This is a genomic window from Bacillus sp. FSL R7-0646 (assembly GCF_037969865.1).
GTDB lineage: Bacteria > Bacillota > Bacilli > Bacillales > Bacillaceae > Bacillus > Bacillus licheniformis.
The window spans coordinates 3,014,439-3,034,558 of sequence record NZ_CP150217.1 but is presented as its reverse complement, the minus strand read 5'-3'; the positions used below and the strand labels follow the sequence as shown (position 1 = coordinate 3,034,558).

The 20,120-nt window shown below is 46.8% G+C and carries 21 protein-coding genes and 1 pseudogene; 16 read left to right on the top strand and 6 right to left on the bottom strand.

What is annotated here, in order from left to right; translation table 11 throughout:
• Positions 1–64 precede the first annotated feature (64 nt).
• From MKY62_RS15745 to MKY62_RS15725, 5 genes are all read left to right on the top strand, one after another.
• Positions 65–454 (top strand): hypothetical protein, encoded by a 390-nt coding sequence (locus MKY62_RS15745; RefSeq protein ID WP_025806233.1) that lies wholly within the window; start codon positions 65–67, stop codon positions 452–454.
• Positions 376–1,182 carry a tetratricopeptide repeat protein gene (locus MKY62_RS15740; RefSeq protein WP_003184514.1) on the top strand — a complete coding sequence of 269 codons (807 nt, stop codon included), beginning with the start codon at positions 376–378 and terminating at the stop codon, positions 1,180–1,182. Before MKY62_RS15745 ends, MKY62_RS15740 begins: the two co-directional genes overlap by 79 nt.
• Positions 1,179–1,313 (top strand): hypothetical protein, encoded by a 135-nt coding sequence (locus tag MKY62_RS15735; protein ID WP_016885607.1) that lies wholly within the window; start codon positions 1,179–1,181, stop codon positions 1,311–1,313. Before MKY62_RS15740 ends, MKY62_RS15735 begins: the two co-directional genes overlap by 4 nt.
• Before the next feature lie 79 nt (positions 1,314–1,392).
• On the top strand, positions 1,393–1,710 hold the full coding sequence (locus tag MKY62_RS15730; RefSeq protein ID WP_003184512.1) for a rhodanese-like domain-containing protein: 318 nt from the start codon (positions 1,393–1,395) through the stop codon (positions 1,708–1,710).
• Positions 1,711–1,885: 175 nt separating this feature from the next.
• Positions 1,886–2,068, top strand: a complete 183-nt coding sequence (locus MKY62_RS15725) for a sporulation protein Cse60 (RefSeq protein WP_003184510.1) — start codon at positions 1,886–1,888, stop codon at positions 2,066–2,068.
• A 35-nt stretch (positions 2,069–2,103) separates the two neighbouring features.
• On the opposite strand, the gene MKY62_RS15720 is transcribed toward MKY62_RS15725, so the two are convergent.
• The gene (locus tag MKY62_RS15720) at positions 2,104–3,639 is read right to left on the bottom strand and encodes a BCCT family transporter (RefSeq protein WP_025806236.1); all 1,536 of its coding nucleotides are present in this window, start codon (positions 3,637–3,639) and stop codon (positions 2,104–2,106) included.
• A gap of 230 nt (positions 3,640–3,869) precedes the next feature.
• Complete coding sequence (locus MKY62_RS15715; protein WP_003184506.1) at positions 3,870–5,144, bottom strand: NAD(P)/FAD-dependent oxidoreductase; 1,275 nt, start codon at positions 5,142–5,144, stop codon at positions 3,870–3,872.
• Between the two features lie 234 nt (positions 5,145–5,378).
• Here MKY62_RS15715 and MKY62_RS15710 point away from each other — a divergent pair, with 234 nt between their 5' ends.
• The gene (locus tag MKY62_RS15710) at positions 5,379–7,007 is read left to right on the top strand and encodes a polysaccharide biosynthesis protein (RefSeq protein WP_003184504.1); all 1,629 of its coding nucleotides are present in this window, start codon (positions 5,379–5,381) and stop codon (positions 7,005–7,007) included.
• A gap of 39 nt (positions 7,008–7,046) precedes the next feature.
• Positions 7,047–7,769, top strand: a complete 723-nt coding sequence (locus MKY62_RS15705) for a pseudouridine synthase (RefSeq protein WP_003184502.1) — start codon at positions 7,047–7,049, stop codon at positions 7,767–7,769.
• Between the two features lie 120 nt (positions 7,770–7,889).
• Here MKY62_RS15705 and MKY62_RS15700 read toward each other — a convergent pair whose 3' ends face one another.
• The gene (locus MKY62_RS15700; protein ID WP_003184500.1) at positions 7,890–8,111 is read right to left on the bottom strand and encodes a DeoR family transcriptional regulator; all 222 of its coding nucleotides are present in this window, start codon (positions 8,109–8,111) and stop codon (positions 7,890–7,892) included.
• A 332-nt stretch (positions 8,112–8,443) separates the two neighbouring features.
• Positions 8,444–9,751 carry an NCS2 family permease gene (locus MKY62_RS15695; RefSeq protein WP_003184498.1) on the bottom strand — a complete coding sequence of 436 codons (1,308 nt, stop codon included), beginning with the start codon at positions 9,749–9,751 and terminating at the stop codon, positions 8,444–8,446.
• 107 nt (positions 9,752–9,858) lie between these two features.
• Here MKY62_RS15695 and pepV point away from each other — a divergent pair, with 107 nt between their 5' ends.
• The 3 genes and pseudogenes from pepV (at position 9,859) to MKY62_RS15680 (ending at position 12,062) form a co-directional block, all read left to right on the top strand.
• Positions 9,859–11,250 (top strand): dipeptidase PepV, encoded by a 1,392-nt coding sequence (gene pepV, locus MKY62_RS15690; RefSeq protein ID WP_003184496.1) that lies wholly within the window; start codon positions 9,859–9,861, stop codon positions 11,248–11,250.
• A 16-nt stretch (positions 11,251–11,266) separates the two neighbouring features.
• A pseudogene (locus tag MKY62_RS15685) lies at positions 11,267–11,738 on the top strand (DUF2691 family protein).
• A gap of 114 nt (positions 11,739–11,852) precedes the next feature.
• A complete protein-coding gene (locus tag MKY62_RS15680; RefSeq protein ID WP_003184490.1) occupies positions 11,853–12,062 on the top strand; it encodes a hypothetical protein in 210 nt (69 codons plus the stop codon).
• Between the two features lie 146 nt (positions 12,063–12,208).
• On the opposite strand, the gene cysK is transcribed toward MKY62_RS15680, so the two are convergent.
• Complete coding sequence (cysK, locus tag MKY62_RS15675) at positions 12,209–13,141, bottom strand: cysteine synthase A (RefSeq protein ID WP_003184488.1); 933 nt, start codon at positions 13,139–13,141, stop codon at positions 12,209–12,211.
• Positions 13,142–13,278: 137 nt separating this feature from the next.
• Between cysK and thpR the strand changes: the two genes are divergently transcribed.
• From thpR to MKY62_RS15650, 5 genes are all read left to right on the top strand, one after another.
• On the top strand, positions 13,279–13,884 hold the full coding sequence (thpR, locus tag MKY62_RS15670; RefSeq protein WP_003184486.1) for an RNA 2',3'-cyclic phosphodiesterase: 606 nt from the start codon (positions 13,279–13,281) through the stop codon (positions 13,882–13,884).
• The gene (locus tag MKY62_RS15665; protein ID WP_003184484.1) at positions 13,868–14,809 is read left to right on the top strand and encodes a hypothetical protein; all 942 of its coding nucleotides are present in this window, start codon (positions 13,868–13,870) and stop codon (positions 14,807–14,809) included. The genes thpR and MKY62_RS15665 overlap by 17 nt, the downstream gene beginning before the upstream one ends.
• 52 nt (positions 14,810–14,861) lie before the next feature.
• Positions 14,862–15,782, top strand: coding sequence for a YegS/Rv2252/BmrU family lipid kinase (locus tag MKY62_RS15660; RefSeq protein WP_003184481.1), 921 nt, complete (start codon positions 14,862–14,864; stop codon positions 15,780–15,782).
• A gap of 26 nt (positions 15,783–15,808) precedes the next feature.
• Positions 15,809–17,941 carry a type I pullulanase gene (gene pulA / locus MKY62_RS15655; RefSeq protein ID WP_003184480.1) on the top strand — a complete coding sequence of 711 codons (2,133 nt, stop codon included), beginning with the start codon at positions 15,809–15,811 and terminating at the stop codon, positions 17,939–17,941.
• A 188-nt stretch (positions 17,942–18,129) separates the two neighbouring features.
• Positions 18,130–18,933 (top strand): phosphotransferase family protein, encoded by an 804-nt coding sequence (locus MKY62_RS15650; protein ID WP_009329393.1) that lies wholly within the window; start codon positions 18,130–18,132, stop codon positions 18,931–18,933.
• Here the strand turns inward: MKY62_RS15650 and MKY62_RS15645 are convergent.
• Positions 18,928–19,206 carry a YtzH-like family protein gene (locus tag MKY62_RS15645; RefSeq protein ID WP_003184475.1) on the bottom strand — a complete coding sequence of 93 codons (279 nt, stop codon included), beginning with the start codon at positions 19,204–19,206 and terminating at the stop codon, positions 18,928–18,930. The genes MKY62_RS15650 and MKY62_RS15645 overlap by 6 nt on opposite strands.
• A gap of 180 nt (positions 19,207–19,386) precedes the next feature.
• Between MKY62_RS15645 and trmB the strand changes: the two genes are divergently transcribed.
• On the top strand, positions 19,387–20,028 hold the full coding sequence (gene trmB / locus MKY62_RS15640; RefSeq protein WP_003184473.1) for a tRNA (guanosine(46)-N7)-methyltransferase TrmB: 642 nt from the start codon (positions 19,387–19,389) through the stop codon (positions 20,026–20,028).
• The last annotated feature ends 92 nt before the right edge of the window (positions 20,029–20,120 follow it).

Genomic DNA, 20,120 nt, shown 5'->3' with positions numbered 1-20,120 from the left:
TTGCCAATAACAATCATCTTATGTAAAATAAAGGTAATATTTATGCTTTTAAAAAGGAGAAAGGATGAATGAAGAAGTGGAAGCGAAAGCGGCATACGAAAAAGCGGCCTGGCTCCTGAATCAGTGGTACACCATGATCAAGCGCCATGAAGCGCTCCAGGCTGTATCTTTGAGGTACGAGATCCAAAACCTGCTTTCTAAAATGGAGAAAAGCGGAGATCTGGAGCTTTATTTTCAGCTGTTGGACTATCGCTGCAAATTGATGATGGAGCAGTTTCAGAATCAGCCGAGCTTTTCCGGAAAATTAAAAGGCAGAAGGAAACGGTTAAGAGCGCGGATGACATCATTCAGTACTATTTTTTCTTTTTTTCAGGCATGTATGAGTTTTATGAGAAAAACTATCTTGAGGCGATCAGCTGTTACAAGAAAGCGGAAGCGAAGCTGCATAAACTGACCGATGAAATTGAAAAAGCGGAATTTTATTATAAAATCGCGACCGCCTACTACCAAATAGACGATCATTTCAGATCGTTGAACTACTCCGAAAAAGCGCTCTCACTTTTCAGCAAGCATAAAGAATACATAGACAAAACGATCGGATGCGAAATGATACTCGGATCGGTGCAGTTTGAATTGTTCCGCATCAAACAAGCTGAGGAGCACTACGGGCGGGCGCTTGATCAGGCCGTTGCCCTTCAAAACCGGCGAATCATCGGGCTGATCTATCATAATATGGGACTGAACTATGCCAAATGCGGCATGCCGCTTTTGGCGGAGGAGCACTTTAGAAAAGCCCTTTCAATCGGTGTCCATGAGCAATCGGTTTTTGGCATTAACACCCTTTTCGAGCTGTCTCACCTCATGTACAAAAACGGTTCTCCCGAAGAAGCGAGACGTCTCTGCAAAGAGGGATTTACCAGATCGGCCGAATTAGGAGAGGATGAATACGCAGCGAAGTTCAGGCTGATTTTCGCCCTGTATGACGCTGGCCATCCGCTCGATATTGAATTTTCGCTTGAATATATGAGTGATAAACGGCTATGGCCGCATGTTGCTGAACTGACAAAAGATATTGCCGACTATTACATGAAGTCAGGCGACCATGAAAAAAGCGCGCTTTACCTGGAAAAATCGCAGCATGCGAAAAATCAAATATATAAAATGAAGGAGGGGATTATATGAAAAAAAACATTTGTTTTTTCGCCGTCATGCTTGTTTGCCTGATGGGGGGAAGCTTCACAGCTGATTCTGCAGCACAGGACGGATCGTTTCAGCCATTGGGAAAGTCGGTGTTTCCTGACAGCGGACGATAGAGAAAACATGCCGAAATAGAAATGGCCTCCCGACTTTTGCTATAATAGTCTCACCTAAAGGCAATTGAAGGGAGCAGTAATGATGACGATAAAAGAGATTTCGCCTGATGAACTGAAAGACAGGCTTGCAAAAGGAGAAACGCTGAACATTATCGACGTCAGAGAAGATGAAGAGGTGGCTGAAGGAATGATCCCTGAAGCCGTCCACATTAAAATGGGGGATATCCCTGAAAAACTCGACGTCTTTCAAAAGGATCAGCCTTATATTTTTGTGTGCCGATCAGGCAAACGAAGCGAAAATGTCTGCCTCTATTTGCAGGATAAAGGCTTTGATGTCACCAACATGGTCGGCGGCATGCTCGAATGGACCGGAAACACGAAGCCGAAAACAAAATAAGCGGATTTGACTTCTTATCTGTACAGGTAAGAAGTTTTTTTATTTAAAATGGAGCACCAAATGCCAGGTAACGTTCGGAGCGTCTGCTGCCAATGTTGAAGGCTCTTTTGCTAAGGATTTTAAGCATAACTTCGGCTGTGTGCGAATACCTTTCATTATAGAAAGGAGAGAGCGTATGCTGAAGGTGGCCGTATTTGATGAAGAACACGAAAAAGATTTGCAGCATGAAATCAATGAATTCTTAAAAAAGCTGTCGGAAGACCAGCTGGTCGATATAAAATATGACGTATCAGCCGCATGCGATCCTCAAGGCGAACAGCTTTACTGTTTTTCAGCGTTAATCTTATACAGGACATAAAAAAACAGCTCTTCAGAGAGAAGAGCTGTTTTCATTTATGCTTTTTTCACCCTCGGGCTTCTTGGCTTCTGGAATTTCTCGGCTTGTTTAATCTCTTTTCGTTCTTGTGACAGAGATTTATATAACGATACAATCATGAGAATCACGACGACTGAGAACGGCAGTGCGGCCAGGATGGCGGTGTTTTGCAGCGCCGATAGTCCGCCTGAATACAGGAGCGCCCCAGCCATTGCTGACTGGATGATGCCCCATGATATCTTGACCGAATTCTCAGGATTCAGTGAACCGTAAGTCGTTTGCATTCCGAGAACAAATGTTGCCGAGTCTGCAGAAGTGATAAAGAATACGGCAATGAGCAACAAGGCAACGATAGATGTAATCATAGCCAGCGGGTAGTGGTCAAACATTCCAAACAGCATCGTGTCTGTAGACAGTTTTGCAACGTTGAAAATCCCTTTTTGCTGAAGATCCATCGCTGAAACCCCGAAAATTGAAAACCATAGAAACGCCAGCACAGTAGGCGCAAACAAGACGGCAATCAAAAATTCCCTGATTGTGCGCCCCCTTGATACGCGGGCGATGAAAATACCGACAAACGGCGACCAGGAGATCCACCAAGCCCAGTAGAAAATCGTCCATGAATTGATCCATTCACGGCTGTCCGGATCATTAGGCGCAAGGCGGAAGCTCATTTGCACCACATTGGAGATATACGTTCCGATCGTGTCCGTAAACGAGTTCATAATTAACACCGTCGGTCCGACAAACAGCATAAAGATCATCAGGACGCCGGCCAGCACCATGTTCGTATTGCTCAAATACTTGATGCCTTTTCCGATTCCGCTCCAAGCGGAAATTAAAAACAGAACGGTGATGACTGCAATGATCGCCAGCTGCACCTGGAAGCTGTTCGGCACTCCGAATAGATAATGGAGTCCGCCGTTGATCTGCGTGGCGCCGATTCCGAGACTAGTCGCTACACCGACGACGGTTGCAAATACAGCGATGCAGTCAATCCCTTTTCCAAGCGGTCCGTTGACTCTGTCGCCGAAGACCGGAAACAGCGTCGCGCTGATCAAGCCAGGCGCGTCTTTTCTGAATTGAAAGTATGCGATGCAAAGGGCAACGATCGCATAGATCGCCCAAGCATGCAATCCCCAGTGGAAAAATGTATACCTCAGAGAATCTCTGAAGGCCTGGGCTGTTTCTGTTTCACCTGATGGAGAGCTAATGGCATAATGGCTGATCGGTTCAGCCGCGCCATAAAATACGAGACCAATGCCCATACCTGCGCTAAAAAGCATGGCAAACCAAGATAATCGAGAGAATTCAGGTTTTTCTTCAGGTTTCCCTAATCTGATCTTTCCAATCGGACTGAAGATCAAAAAGATGCTGAATGCGACAAACAGAGAAACCACCAATAAGTAATACCATCCGAGTGTGTTTGTAACATAACCTTGAATCGAAGTCGTTAACGCCTGAAGGTTATCCGGAGCAACGATTCCCCATAATACAGCTGCTGCTGTGATAACAATCACAATCCAAAAAACGCTTGAAATATTTTTCAAAATCATCCTCACCCTCTAATCATTTTTCGTCCTTACTCCCATCATTATGTTTAGTATGAGTTGCACATATAAAAATCATTCTCTCTCAGGAAGTTTGACCTAGCTTCCCCTATTACCCCACAATCAGGTGAAACAAAACTCTTTAACCGTAACATACTTTTCAAAAAAGGCACAAGTCTCAGCACTGGGCTGAAACTCTGCCATTCCACATTTGTCAAGGGTTTGGAGCAATTTTATTTTTTTCTCCGGCAAAGCGAAAATTCGCCTGCATTCAAGCCTGCAAGTCTGCCTGTGACAAGCGCGGATGTGATATTATACCCACCCGTATAGCCGTGAATATCGAGGATTTCCCCGCAGAAATAAAGCCCTTCCTTTTTTTTGGACGCCATTTTTTTAGGATCGATTTCTTTTACGGAAACCCCTCCGCCGGTCACAAAGGCTTTGTCAAGCGAAAGGGTGCCGTTCACGTTGACAGTAAACTCTTTACAGTCTTTGACGAAAGCTCTGAAACGGTCTTTGGAAAGGGAAGAGAAGGTTTCAGAAGGATCAATCTTGTTGCGCTCGAAAAGAAACAGCAGATACCTTTCCTGCATCCAAGGCTTCAGCACGTTTTTGAGTGATTTCTTCGGAGCGTCCTTCAATTCTTTATGCATGCGTTGAAAAAGCTGTTCCTCATGAATATCAGGGAACAAGTCGATTTTCAGCCTGACTTTTTCCTGCTTTTTCAACTCTTTGACGACAAATTGGCTGCATCTGAGGACTGCGGGTCCGGACAGTCCAAAATGGGTAAAAATCATATCCATTTGGTGGGTGATGACCGGCTTTCCTTTTTTGTTCAATACGCTGAGGGCGACGTTTCTCAGTGATAGGCCCTGCAATGTTTTCTGATTGATAAATGGCTCGTCAGACGTAACCGGAACCTCTGTAGGAAACAGTTCCGTAATCGTATGGCCGGCTTTTTCCGCCCATTCATAGCCGTCTCCGGTCGATCCCGTATGGGGGACGCTTTTCCCGCCGACAGCAATAACGACAGATCCCGCTGCAATTTCTTCACCGCTGCCCGTCACGATCCCGAACGCTTTTTCTTCATTGTATAGGACAGTTTTCACTTTTTCGTTTGTACGTACGCTTACATGAAGCTGTTCGAGCCTTGTTAAAAGTGCATCCACTACGCTTTGCGCCTTGTCGGAGACAGGAAACATTCTTCCGTGATCTTCCTCTTTCAGCTTGACGCCCAGACGCTCAAAAAACTTGATGATGTCCTCATTGTTAAATTCAGAAAAAGCGCTGTACAAAAAGCGTCCGTTTCCGGGAATATGCCGGATGATCTCATCAACCGGCAAGCGGTTCGTCACATTGCACCGTCCGCCTCCAGAAATGGCCAGCTTGCGTCCGAGTTTGTTTCCTTTGTCGATTAAGAGAACGTCCGCCCCCTGTTCACCGGCCGCGATTGCGGCCATCAATCCTGAGGGGCCTCCGCCGATGACGATGACATCAAAATACTTCATACCAATATCCTCAACTTTCCTGTCTTGTAAAGCCTGCATTCTGTGCAGGCGGGGCAGATTGCATCAGACAACAACCGCGCTCCATCTTCTTATTATAACGAAAGAACGGCATGATGAAAAAACGATAAAACAAAGCCATGTTAAAATTTAGCCATGTTATTATTACCTGAGTGGAGCGCCTGTATGTTAAAATAGAAAAGTTGAATCTATTGAAGAAAAATGGTGATTGGGAACATGTCAAGCAAACTGTTAAGAGGCACATTTGTATTAACGCTTGGTACCTATATTTCAAGGATCCTCGGAATGATTTATTTGATTCCGTTCGGAGCCATGGTCGGTGCCACCGGCGGTGCCCTGTTCCAGTACGGTTATAATCAATATACGATTTTTTTAAGCATTGCGACCATGGGGTTTCCGGCGGCCGTGTCCAAGTTTGTTTCGAAATATAACTCGATGGGTGATTATGAAACAACGAGAAGGATGCTGCGCGCCGGAATGTCGATGATGCTCGTCACAGGCATCATTGCTTTCTCCATTCTATATTTGTCCGCCCCGTTTTTTGCAGAGATGGCCCTTGGCGGAACAGAAAACAACGGGCTGACGCTTGAACATGTCGTGTATGTCATTCGCATGGTCAGTCTCGCGCTACTGGTTGTGCCGATCTTGGCGCTGATCAGAGGCTTTTTCCAAGGTCACCAGATGATGGGGCCGACAGCCGTTTCACAGGTAGTTGAACAAATTGCCAGAATCGTCTTTCTATTAACGGCCACTTACTTGGTGATCAAAGTATTAAACGGCGGGCTTGTCGTCGCTGTCGGCTATGCGACTTTTGCGGCTTTGATCGGAGCGTTCGCCGGACTGTTCACTCTTTACTTTTCCTGGCAGAAAAGAAAAGGGGCGCTCCTGGCGCTGAAGCCGAACCTTGTTCCTTCAGCCGATATTACGTACCGGCAAATGTTTAAAGAGCTGTTCAGCTATGCCGCCCCTTATGTCTTTGTCGGGCTGGCGATACCGCTTTACCAGTACATTGATACGAATACGTTTAATAAAGCGATGATTGCAGCCGGCTATCAAAACATCAGCCAGGATTTGATGGCGATCGTGACGCTGTACGTGCCAAAGCTTGTGATGATTCCGGTATCTCTCGCGACGGCATTCGGGCTGACATTGATTCCGGCGGTGACTGAAAACTTTACCAACAAAGATTTCCCTGCTTTAAACAAACAGATTGATCAGGCGATGCAGATCATTCTCTTCATCGTTCTTCCGGCATCAGTCGGTATGGCTCTTTTGTCGGGGCCGGTTTACACGTTTTTTTACGGCTCGGAAAGCCTGCTCCCTGAAATGGGACGAGATATTTTGTTCTGGTACGCGCCTGTGGCGCTGTTATTCTCGCTCTTCACCGTCAACGCTGCAATTTTGCAGGGGGTGAACAAGCAGAAATTTGCGGTTGTCAGCTTGATGATCGGGATTGTGATCAAAATCGCGCTTAACGTTCCGCTCATCAAGCTGCTTCAAGGCAGCGGGTCGATTTTGGCAACGGCGCTCGGCTATTCAGCTTCACTCCTATACGGATTTATCATGATTAAACGCCATGCCGGCTATTCGTATCGCAAACTGTTTAAACGGTTTTTGCTGATGCTGATCCTGACGGCGGTCATGGGCATCATTTTGCTGCTTGTCCAGGCGCTTCTAAGTATTTTTATTTCATACGAAGGCGGGCAGATCAGGTCTGCTGTCGTCATTTTCATCACAACCGCAGTGGGCGGGTCAGTTTATCTGTACTTGGCTTACCGTGTGAAACTGCTCGAAAAAATCTTCGGTCAGCGATTGAATCGCTTTTTCAAAAGAAAGGCCTCCTAAAAAGGGCTTTTCTTTTTATGTAAAAAAAGGGGTGTCTTCATGAGATTGGATAAACTGTTGTCAAACAGCGGCTATGGTTCGAGAAAAGAAGTCAAAAAAATGCTGAAAAACGGCGCGGTGCGCGTCAATGATCAATTAGTCAAAGACGCCAAAAAGCACGTTGACCCGGAATCAGACGACATCACGGTATACGGGGCACCCGTCATGTACCGGGAATTTATTTACTTAATGATGAACAAGCCGCAAGGAGTGCTGTCAGCAACAGAAGACAGCCGGCAGGAAACGGTTGTCGATTTGCTCGACCCGGAGCTGCTGAGGTTTGAGCCGTTTCCTGTCGGAAGGCTTGACAAGGATACTGAGGGACTGCTGCTTCTGACGAATGACGGACAGTTGGCACACCAGCTTTTATCTCCGAAAAAACACGTACCTAAAACGTATGAAGTCCATGTCAATAAGCCGATTGATCAAGCGGCACTTGATCAGCTTGAAAAAGGGGTCGATATCGGTGAAGGATATGTCACGAAACCTGCTGAAGCATCGCTTCTGGCAAGCGAAAACGGCGTAGAACGCCTGCTTTTGACAATAACGGAAGGAAAATTTCATCAGGTGAAAAGAATGCTGAAGGCGGTCGGCCATGACGTCATCTATTTAAAGCGGCTGAAAATGGGGGATGTCGATCTCGATGAAGAGCTATTGCCAGGGGAATACAGGGAGCTCTCTGAACACGAGCTTGCCGCATTGCAAAACAAAAAGACACTCTGATTCATCGAGTGCCTGAAATGGGTTTGTGGAGCATCGAACTTAACCAAGTTTGATGCTTTTTATGTTTGATGGCTTTCTTATATGATATTCAGCGCTAAAGTTCAATTTTTCAGAATACTGCTATGAGGAGATTTTCACTTTTTTTCTTGTAGTCTCCCATTTGCCTCTGCTGGGGCTGTGTACTAGATCGTTGTATGCCAACACATTCAGATCACGCTGGATTGTTCTCGGTGTAGTGCCAAATTCATCAACCAGTTCCTGGGTTGTAACGAGTCCCTTTTCTTGAATGAACATGTAGACTGATTTGATCCTGGTTAGCATTCGGTTTGTTGAAGGTTTCAAACAACCACTCCCTATCGTATGATCGAATGGACTTGACTACCACAACTTACGACTCCAAAATGCAGCATGGACGGTTAGCGACCATTTCTTGAAAATGATCAATAAATATTATACACGATCCCTTTGCCAAATATCCAGAAAAAAGGCGGAGCCAAATTATTGAAAAAACGAAAATCGCGAGCAGAACATGCAGTGCGAACACGTTTTTTTGATGAAAAAATTTAAACTTTTTCTTTCTTCATACGTAATAAAAGAAAGGTGGTGAAGATGATGAAGTTAAAAGTACATATTGAAAAAACCCCGTCTTTTTAAATAAGACGGGGTTCAGTTGATTAATGCCCTTCCAAAAAGAAAAGGTGTATGAAAAAGAGAACAGCAAACACGAAGACAAGCGGATGAATCTCGCGCCATTTGCCTTTCGCGGCTTTCACAATCGGATAAGCGATAAACCCGAGGGAAATGCCTGTCGCAATAGATGATGTCAGCGGCATTGTCAAGATGACGAGAAAGGCCGGAAATGCTTCGTCAAGTTCTTTCCAGCGGATGTTCGTCACGGCGCCGATCATCATGCTTCCTACAATGATCAATGCCGGCGACGTAATCGCTGCGATTCCGGAGACCGCACTGACAAGCGGGCTGAAAAACAGGGCCGCGCCGAAAAGCACAGCGACTGTTAAAGACGTAAGCCCCGTTCTTCCGCCTGCGGCCACCCCGGCGGATGATTCGATATAGGCGGTCGTCGGACTTGTCCCGAACATTGCACCGACTGTCGTCGCTGTAGAATCGGCAAGGAGGGCTTTTCTTGCATTCGGCAGTTTGTTGTTTTTCATGAGTCCGGCTTGCTCAGCGACACCGATCATCGTTCCTGTCGTATCAAAAATCGTCACGAGCAGAAACGAAAAGACAACCGAATAAAGGCCGTAGTGGATGACATCGCCAAAAGCGGCGAAAGGGTTTGTGACGATCAGTTTTTCCGGCAGATGAGGCATCGACATAATCCCTTTGGTAAACTCAAGCTGGCCGGTAAAAAAGGCGATCAGCCCGGTTAAGATCATACCGAAAAATAGAGCGCCGCTCACATTCATCACCATCAAAACGACAGAGAAAGCCAAGCCGATTAATGCCAGTATCACTCCGGGCGAGTGCAGATTGCCGAGTCCGACCAAATTGGCTTCGTTCGCGGTAATGATGCCGGCTCCTCTCAGACCGACAAAAGCGATAAACAATCCGATTCCGGCGGTAATTCCGTATTTTAAATTAGCCGGAATCGCTTCGATCAGTTGTTTTCTAAGAGGTGTTAGCGATAAGATAATAAAGAGAATGCCGGCCGCGAAGACTGTGCTGAACGCCGTCTGATAAGAAATTTCGCCGTTGGATGAGCCGACGACTGACACTGCAAAATACACGTTCAGTCCCATCCCGGGTGCAATCGCGATCGGAAAGTTGGCGGCAAGCGCCATCCAAAGCGTTCCGACGACTGCAGCGATGATTGTGGCAGTGAACACTTGATCAAACGGGACGCCTGTGCCGGAAAGGATACTCGGGTTGACCACGACGATATAAACCATTGTAAAGAAGGTTGTAATACCGGCGAGGATTTCTTTTTTGACTGTGGTTTGGTTTTCTTTTATGTTAAACATCATTTCCTCCAATAACGAACATTATAGCAAAACAATATCTATATTATTCGTTATCGGGTGTTTTTGCAAGGGTTTTTGGCTAAACTGAAAAAAGAAGGGGCGAAATTATGAACTGGGAACAGGAAGTTTTAAAAAGACGGAATGAGATCGTTGAGGATATTCAGGGTTTTTTAAAAATCAACAGCGTCCTTGACGAAGAGACGGCGGGTCCGGGACGGCCGTTTGGAAAAGGGATTCAAGAATGCCTGACAGCGCTTCTGAATAAAGGGGAGGAAAGCGGGTTTACGGTAAAAAACCTTGACGGTTATGCAGGCCATATCGAATGGGGGAAAGGCGAGGAGATTATCGGCGTGCTTTGCCACATTGATGTCGTTCCTCCCGGCGATGGATGGACGAGCGACCCGTTTGCAGCTGAAATAAGGGGCGGCCGAATCTATGCAAGAGGAGCGCTTGATGATAAAGGGCCGACAATGGCCGCGTTTCATGCATTAAAAATTGTCAAAGACTCGGGCCTCCCTTTATCAAAACGGATCAGAATGATTATTGGAACCGATGAAGAAAGCGACTGGCGCTGTGTGGAGCATTACTTTAAACACGAAGAAATGCCTTCGGCCGGTTTTGCGCCTGATGCTGATTTTCCGATTATCTATGCAGAAAAAGGCCTGATTGACGCAGCTTTAAAAATTGAAACTTATCAGGCGGAAACAGGTGCGGACTTAGTATTGGAGGCATTCCGGTCCGGCCGGCGCCTGAACATGGTGCCTGATGATGCGGAAGCCGTCCTGGCAGGGGCCGTCCCGTCAGAATTTGAAGAGTCATTTGCCCGGTTTGTAAAAGAAAAACGCGCAGAAGGGCGTATTCTTCAAGAAGGCGGCAGACTGACATTAACCGTGCACGGCAAATCGGCTCATGCCATGGAACCTAATAACGGAGTCAATGCCGGTCTCATTTTGGCCGAGTTTTTACATACACAATCCCTTGACAGAGCCGGGCTCCATTTTGTTCAAACGGTTAGCGGGGCTTTTGCCGGAGATACGAGAGGGAAAAAGATCGGCATCGGCTGCCGCGATGACATCAGCGGAGAGCTGACGCTGAATGTCGGCCGGCTGCAGTATGAACAAGGAAAAGGCGGGGAGGCCCATATTAACATCCGCTATCCTGTTACTGAAGAGAGCGGCCGGGTGAAATCCGGGCTTTCACAAATAAAGGGCGCCCGGCTCATCAGCTTTAAAGACAGCAAGCCACATCATGTAGCAAAAGACCATGAACTGATCAAAACGCTGCAGCGGGTCTATGAAGAGCAGACAGGGGAAACGGCACAATTAATTTCCATCGGCGGGGCGACATATGCACGATCACTGAAAGCCGGCGTGGCATTCGGCCCGCTGTTTCCAGGCCGTCCTGACGTTGCCCATCAGAAAGACGAGTATATGGAAATCGACGATTTGCTGAAGGCTGTATCGATTTATGCACAGGCCATTTATGAATTGGCGAAGTAGCAAAGAGAGTGATGGCATGAGTCATAAGCGAGGCGTTTTATTTGAAATCCCGAACGGGTACGGGCGCTTTCTTCTCGATATACTGAAGCCGGTTGAACCGGCCGATTTCAATTGGCTGCTTGCCGATGGCGAATGCTATCTCGTGGAACGGTGAATTGTCAGATGAAAATCTTTTTCCTCAAGATCCGCAGGTGATGACAGGAGAAGCATTTAAAAAAAGGCTGGAAGACGCAAGGTGCTATCTCATCTTCGCCGATCTGAAGGCTTTTCCGAAGGATGGCCATCCCGAAGATGTCAGCACATATGAATCATATATGAAAAGCAGCTGCGAGCTGATTGTGCTTACAGCCGATTCGAGTTTTGTCACGATATACTGCAAAGATCAAAAAAAACTGGAGCTTCTATATCAAAATGCAAAGGACTGCGGTTTCAAGCGGATTGAATATATAACGGATCACAACGATGCCAGAACAGGAATGCATGTGTAGCACAACATAGACGGCCGCTCTAGAGAGCGGCTTTTTTGCTGTTAAACATTGCTGTTTTCAGGGATAACGAATATAGTGAAGGTGCGTACAGGCGTCCGGGAGGAGAGGGGCTTTTTGAAGCAGGAAAAGGAATTGAAACGGTTTTATTCATTTTATTTTTGTTCTTTTTCGGTTGCGGGGCGTTTTATCCGCTTCTTTCCGTGTCGGCAAACCATAGCATTCGTTGCCAGGCCTGCTAAGTCGATGCTCACGAACAAAAGAGAAACGGCGGCTAACGGAGCGGGCGTCGTCCTGCCTGAACACTGCCGTCATCACATCCTGTGAAAACCAGCTCCAATGCTCGGCCTTCCTAGACTGCAAGGGTTGCGTTCACGCTGAAAGGATGAAAAAATCCCAAAACGTCTCTTAGCTTTGGGATTTTTTCAACAATCTGAGCCTGATTTCAAAACAGAAATCCAGGCTTTTCTCTCTTAATCAAATTGAAATAAATCGCTTGATAAATAGCGTTCCCCTGTATCGGCCGTCATGCAGACGACCACTTTGTCGGAAGGGAGCTTCTTGGCCGTTTCAACAGCAGCGAAGCAAGCGGCTCCTGAAGAAGGGCCGACAAGGATTCCTTCTTCCCGCGCCAATCTGCGCGTCATCTCATAGGCTTCTTCATCCTTGATCTTTAAGATTTCGTCATAGACGTTTTCGTTTAAAATGTTTGGGATAAATCCCGGGCTTGTCCCGACAAGCTTGTGTTTTCCGGGTTTGCCGCCGGATAAAACAGGCGACCCTGCAGGTTCTGCCACGTGAACGGTTATTCCCGGAAATAAAGCTTTCAGCTTTTCGCCTGTTCCGGTAATCGTTCCCCCTGTCCCTGCTGTTGCAACAAATGCAGCGAGCGGTTTGCCGATTTCTTCTATTGCCCGGGCAATTTCCAGAGCGGTTGATCTCCGGTGAGCCTCCGGATTGGCTTCATTATCAAACTGCATCGGAATAAAGCTGCCTGGTATTTGCCGAGCGAGCTCCTGCGCTTTTTTGATGCTGCCCGGCATTCTTTCATCCCCCGGCGTCAGGACGACTTCGGCTCCGTACGCTTTCAGAAGATTGATACGCTCCTTTGTCATCGTATCAGGCATGACAAGAATGGCTTTGTAGCCTCTTGCCGCCGCGTTCATCGCAAGGCCGATGCCGGTGTTCCCGCTCGTCGGTTCGATGATGGTTGAACCCGGTTTCAGCAGGCCTTTTTCTTCGGCATCCAGGATCATTTGATAGGCCGCGCGGTCTTTTACGCTTCCGCTCGGATTAAAAGATTCAAGCTTGATATAAATTTGGGCCGCGTTTTCGGGCTGAACGCGGTTCAACTTGACAAGGGGCGTTTCCCCGATTAATTCTGCAATATTTTGAACGGCTCTCACAACTGTGCACCCTTTCTGAAAAACATGATTCTGTCAATATCCTATCATAAGGCCTTGGAAAGTGGAAAATAGAGAGGTTATAAGTCCATATTTTTTGTTAAAATATAGAGAAGACGAATGAGGAGGAAGCCATACATATGTCAGTCAAACCGCATTACTTTATTGGAATTCCAATTCCGGCGGAGCTTAGTGAGCCGCTTTATCAAACGGTCAGCAGCCGTCCGGAATTTTCTTTTCATAGATGGGTGCATCCTTTGGACTACCACATCACCCTCGTGTTCCTCGGCTCTGCTGAAAAGGAGCAGCTGGCGATGCTTGCTGGCAGCCTCAAGCTGATCTCTGATGAGACGGCTCCGTTTCAGCTTGCGATAAAACGTTTCGGAACCTTCGGAAAGCCGTCGGAGCCGAGAATTCTTCATGTGGAACCGGAATACTCAGCCGCTCTCTTCCATGTGAGGGAACAGGTGAAGCATGCAGCGGATGAGGCGGGCTTTGAAATTGAAAAACGGCCTTTTCATCCACATGTGACGGTCGCCAGAAAGTGGAATGGATCGGCCTCTTTTAACGGACGCCTGGAGCCGCTTGAAGACGCGGTGTCTTTTACGGCCCTGCATTTCACCATCTTTCAAACCCATTTAGACAGGCTTCCCAAATATGAGCATCAAGCCGTTTTCCATTTCGGCGAACGGCCGGCTGCAGAAAAGCAAGATTCGGAGATGAACGCAGATGGCACAGATTATTAAAATACAGGACTGTATTTCAAGGTATGAACAGGATCCTTATCATTATATCAACCAGTTTATCCGCTTGAAAAAGCAGCGCTGGCAGTCAATTAAAGAGATGTCTGAAAAAAAGAAAGAAAGCTTTCATCACGATAAAGGAGCCGCCGGTGATGAAACGTTCGGAAAAAGAAAGAATACATTTACATTAAAGAGAAAAAAAGAAGCATCCGATATTAATAAAGGAAAAGAAGCCGATGAATGGTTTAACGGACTGGACGGAGAAACGGATGAAAGCTTGATCGCAAGAATTCCTGCGGCAGGGGAAGAACTCGTACCGTTTTTTAAGGAATACGTGTACGAGTTTCAGCTGAAATGGGCAAGCTCGACAATCTCTGACATATCCAGGCTTTCCCGGGAAATAAAAAGCGATAAAATCCTGCACATTTTGGCACAGCAGCTCCCGGATTCATATTTCATCATGTATCGGCCGGTGCTGCAGGTGAATCAGGCTGCGGTAGAGCTCAGCGTCTTGATTCTCACTCCCCTTGAAATCTACTGTATGTCATTTCTTGAAGGTGAGAGGGACAGCGCATTTATCGGTTCCAAAGATCGTTTTTGGAAAGAAAAAACGGTAAGGGGCAAGGAACGGTCATTGTTAAATCCGGCTGTCGAGCTCCTCAGGACAGGCAAGGTTCTTTCCGGTTTGTTAAAGGGATCGGGAGTTGAACTGCCTGTGCGCAAAGTCATCGTCAGCCGTACATCGTACATCGATTATCCGGAACCACCATACGGAATCGGCATTTGCGACAAGAGACACTGGAAAGAGTGGCTGGAGAAACAGCAAAAAAACTTCGCCCCGATTAAAAGCCAGCAGCTGAAAACGGCGAAAATTCTTTTGTCGCACGGCGTCTCCGACTCGGTGCGGAGGCAGGAATGGCTGAGCTGACCGACAGAACGTTATCCCGGCTTTTTCATACTATAAAATGGAGAATGGAATCATGAGCGATTGGTATATCATCATAAATCCAAAGGCGGGAAACTCGACGGCCTTCAGAGCATGGAAATCATTGCAGAAAGACCTCCAAAAGGCAAATATATCGTACCGCTCGTTTATGACTCAGCATCCCGGGCATGCTGAGGTGTTGGCAAGGCAAATATCAACGATGCAGGATGACAGGCTGAAGCGTCTTCTGGTGATCGGCGGGGATGGAACCGTCCATGAAGTGCTCAATGGTTTAGTCAGCTTGCGGGACATTCAGCTGAGCGTCATCCCGTCAGGCATAAGCAATGATTTTAAACGCGGCTTTGGCGTGAAAAAATCGAATGTCATCAAAGAAATGAAGCGAAAAGGGCAATCGCTGACCCGGACCTATGCCCTTGGAAGCTTTCATACGAAAGACAGTGATAATGAACTTTATTTTGCGAATCATCTCAGCCTCGGATTTGATGCATGCACCGCCAAGAAGATGTCAGCTTTGCCGAAATGGACGGCTGCTCTCAGGCTGAATCATTTGATTCATCCGCTGATTTTCTTTGTCACGGCGTTTACGTCTAAACCGTTTGTTCTTTCGTATGAAAACGGGGATGACAAGCGTACGTTTAAAAAAATCTGGTTTGCGTCGGTTTCAAACCATCCTTACTATGGCGGAGGAATGAAGATTGCACCGAATGCGAATCCGCGGGATGAGCTTTTAGACGTGATCATTATTGAAGACCTGCCCGTCTTGAAAAAAGCCGGCCTCTTGTTTGCGATGATATTCGGCAAACACGTCGGCAAAAACGGTGTTACGGCATTTAAGACGAAAGACATCTATTTTCATACGAATGAGCGGGTGCTCTTTCAAGCGGATGGAGAGGTGATCGGCTGGGCGCCCGTTTTCATTAAAACAGGGACTGAATCCCTTCGATTAAGAGCATAAATCTTTCGAATGAAGGAGAGACTGAAATGCCGGGTATCAGCCGCCCTTTTGAAGCTTATCTCGATGAAATGAGAACGATCACTGTTTTAGTTCCGAAGAGCCGTGCGTCAAGCTGCAGCCCTCCTTTTCTGCTTGAAGATGATCAAGGAGAGAGGATAGAGCTTTCGGTAAAAGCGCAGGTGGAGCTTGAGGAACAATTCAAGTATGTTCTTGAAAGCAGCTGCAATGTTCCATTCGGAAGAGTTCACAAAGTATGCTGTGAAGAAAGCGTCTGGACAGACCTGCAAATCGGCTCTGTTACGAGAAGCGCGGCGTTTGACAAGGCTTTTTTTTATGACGGCCGCCTCGGCGCTTTTTATTCAAAAGGAAGTACTTTATTTAGGGTATGGGCGCCGACCGCGAGTGCGGCAACGATCAAGCTGGAGAACCCTGATTCGCTTCAAACAAATACTTTTCAAATGATGCGCAGAAAAAAGGGCGTTTTTGAGGTAACGGTCGAAGGCGATCTAAACGGCTGGTCCTATTTATATGAGCTTTATGTAAATGGGAAGCCGTTATTGACAGTCGATCCTTATGCAAAAGCCGTTACGGCAAACGGGGAAAAAGGCGTTGTATTAGATCCAGAGGAAGTCAAGGTGGAAAAACACCGCGCTCCAAGACTTCACAGTCCGTGCGATGCGGTTATATATGAGGTTCACATCCGCGATTTCTCGATTCATGAAGACAGCGGTATGCGCCATAAAGGCAAATATGTTGCTTTTACAGAGGACGGAACTGAAACATCCGGCGGCTTCTCAACGGGAATCGCCTATTTGAAAGAGCTCGGCGTCACCCACATCGAGGTTCTGCCCTTTCACGATTTTGCCGGAGTGGATGAGCTGTCTCCTGATCAATCTTATAATTGGGGCTATAACCCCCTCCATTTTAATGCCCCGGAAGGAAGCTATTCGCTCGATCCGCAGAACCCCAAATGCAGAATCACCGAGCTGAAAACGATGATTCAGTCGCTGCACAAACACGGCTTCTCCGTGATTATGGACGCCGTATATAATCATGTGTACAAGAGGGAAACGTCCCCTTTTGAAAAAACGGTTCCCGGGTATTTTTTCAGACATAATGTATACGGTTTTCCATCCGACGGAACAGGCGTCGGAAATGACATTGCTTCTGAGCGGCTGATGGTGCGAAAATATATTCTCGATTCTGTCCGCTATTGGCTGGAAGAATATGATGTCGACGGCATCCGTTTTGATTTAATGGGCATTCTTGATATTGAAACCGTCCGCCAAATCAGTACGCTTGCCGAGAATATAAAGCCGGGCGTGCTTCTGTTCGGAGAGGGCTGGGATTTAAATACCCCGCTTGACAGCGGGCAAAAAGCAACATTGCAAAATGCCGGAAAAGTTCCGGCGGTCGGCTTTTTTAATGATCGGTTCAGGAACGCAGTCAAAGGGAGTACATTCGAGCTTAGCGACCGCGGATATGCTTTAGGGGACACCGGAAAAAAAGCGGCGCTTCAGCACGGTATTGCCGGTTCACCCGGATTCTTGCAGCCGGCACAGTCAATCAATTATGTGGAATGCCATGACAATCATACATTTTGGGATAAAATGGCCTTATGTTTTGAAGAAGATGCGGACACTAAACGGCTTAGGCAAAGGCTCGCGGTGTCGATCGTCCTGCTTTCGCAAGGCGTTCCATTTCTTCACGCCGGTCAGGAATTTTGCCGAACAAAGAATGGGGACAGCAACAGCTACAGGTCCGGAGATGACATCAATAAGCTTGATTGGGAAAAGCGTGCGGAGCTTTGCGAGGATGTCGAATATGTGCGCCAGCTGATCCGGCTGCGAAGAAGCCATCCCGCTTTTCGTCTGCAAAAAGAGGAAGAAGTCAAGGAGCATCTTTCTTTTATGGACGGTACAGGAGAGGTAACGGCCTACAAGCTGAAGAACATTGCAGCAATTGATCCCTGGAACGAAATCATAGTGGTGCATTGTCCGTTTGCAAAAAAGGAGACGCTTAAGCTGCCCGATCAGAAACAGTACTTGCTGCACTGCGATCCTTTTACGTTCTTCAATGGGAAGGTTCAAGCGGAAAAAAGGCTTCGGCTGAACGGCATCGGGACCTATGTTTTATACGAACCAAAAGGGATTTTTTAGTTTTGCTTGACGAAGTTTGGCGTCTAGCGCTAAAATTTAAAAGACGGCTATTGTTTAGCACAAATGACTCTCAATAGCCGTCTTTTTATTTGAATATAAAGAGACGACAATACAAGCAGTTTGCTGCCCGCTCTAGGGGGCAGATGCTTTTTAAAATCTTTTAATGAAATGATGGGTTGAAAATCGATATGAACTGGTTGGGACAATTACTAGGTAGCGAATGGGAGATTTCCCCCGCAGGAGGAGCTACAGGAGACGCATATTATGCAGAACATAATGGACAGCAGCTTTTTTTAAAGCGCAACAGCTCTCCTTTTTTGGCTGTCCTGTCCGCGGAAGGAATTGTTCCTAAGCTCGTTTGGACAAAACGAATGGAAAACGGGGATGTGATTACGGCACAGCACTGGCTCAAGGGAAGAGAGCTGAAGCCGAAGGATATGAACAGCCAGGCGGTGGCTGAGATGCTTCGGAAAATTCACAGCTCCAAAGAGCTTTTGGATATGCTGAAGAGACTCGGCAAACAGCCTTTTCAGCCAAGCTCTGTAATCACTCAATTGAAGCAGTTTATCCAGGCCCGGCAATATCCGATACCGCAGCTGGACCAGGCCCTTTTGTATCTGGAGCACCATCTTGAAGATGTACAGTCCGGAGAAAAGGTCGTCTGTCACTGCGATGTCAATCATAATAATTGGCTTCTTACAGATCAGAACCAGCTTTATTTAATCGATTGGGATGGAGCGATGATTGCAGACCCCGCGATCGATCTGGGGCCGCTTCTTTATCATTACGTTGAAGAGCGGGAATGGGGAAGCTGGCTCGAACGCTACGGCTCTTCTCTTACAGACAATCTCAGGCTGAGAATGGCCTGGTACGTATTGGCGGAAAAAGCAATGACGACACTCTGGCAAAAAGCGAAAGGCAATCAGGAAGGCTTTCACCAGGGGCTGGAACAGCTGCATGAATTAATGGAGCGTCTCGCCAGGTCCTCATGAAAATGAGTCGATATCTTCCACCCATTGCGTGAGATAATCCTGGTGCTCCTGAATGTGGTTGTTGATCGAAGCGGAAGATCTTCCCTTCTGGCTGTACAAATAAATGTCTTCCAAAACGCCTTTCAAGCCGGCGTCAAGATTCGTGTTTGCCATTAAAGACTTGATAATCCGCTCCATCTGTTCGCATTCAGCGACGGTTCCGGTGCAGTCTGCTTGATGGTCTGAGAGAATGTCTTTTAATAGATGAATCTGATTTTGCTGATTTAAGCCCATAATATTGGCACTTCCCTTCATTCTCGGAGTATATGGATTAAAATGTTCAGAAAGCTGTAATTTATACGCGAAAGACCCGGAGGCCGATCTTCGGTCTTTTTTGCTTTGGAAGAGGCCTTGCGGGATTCCTGCGTTTCATGGTATGTTGTAAGACGATATAACAGATAGAGGTGTAAGTACATGCGAATGCGTCACAAGCCATGGGCGGATGACTACCTGGCTGAAAACTCTCATATTGTGATCAGCGAGCCGTCTCAATACAAAGGGAAATGGCATTCCGTTTTTGGAAATGACAACCCGATCCACATCGAAGTAGGAACCGGAAAAGGGCAATTTATTTCAGGAATGGCCCTGCAAAACCCGGATGTAAACTATATCGGAATCGAACTATTTAAAAGCGTCATCGTAACCGCTGTTGATAAAGTAAAGCAGACAGAGGCGCCGAATGTAAAGCTCTTGAACATCAATGCCAATATGCTTTCAGACGTTTTTGCAGACGGGGAAGTCGACCGGGTCTATTTGAATTTTTCCGACCCGTGGCCGAAAAAGCGCCACGAAAAGCGCCGTCTGACCAATCATGCGTTCTTGAAAAAGTATGAGCAGGTGCTCGGAGGCAAGGGAGCGATTCATTTTAAAACCGATAACCGCGGGTTGTTTGAGTACTCCCTCACCAGTTTTTCCGAATACGGACTCGTTTTGACATTCGTCAGCCTTGACCTGCATCAAAGCGATTTTGAAGGAAATGTGATGACCGAATACGAAGAAAAGTTCGCCGCTAAAGGCCAGCCGATCTACAGAGTCGAAGCTGAATGGCGAACATAAAAAAACAGACTGCTTCCTGCAGTCTGTTTTTTTGCTTTCAAATGAAGCTGATTCAGGTTGCATTTTTTGCTACGATAGGAAGAGGAGGGATG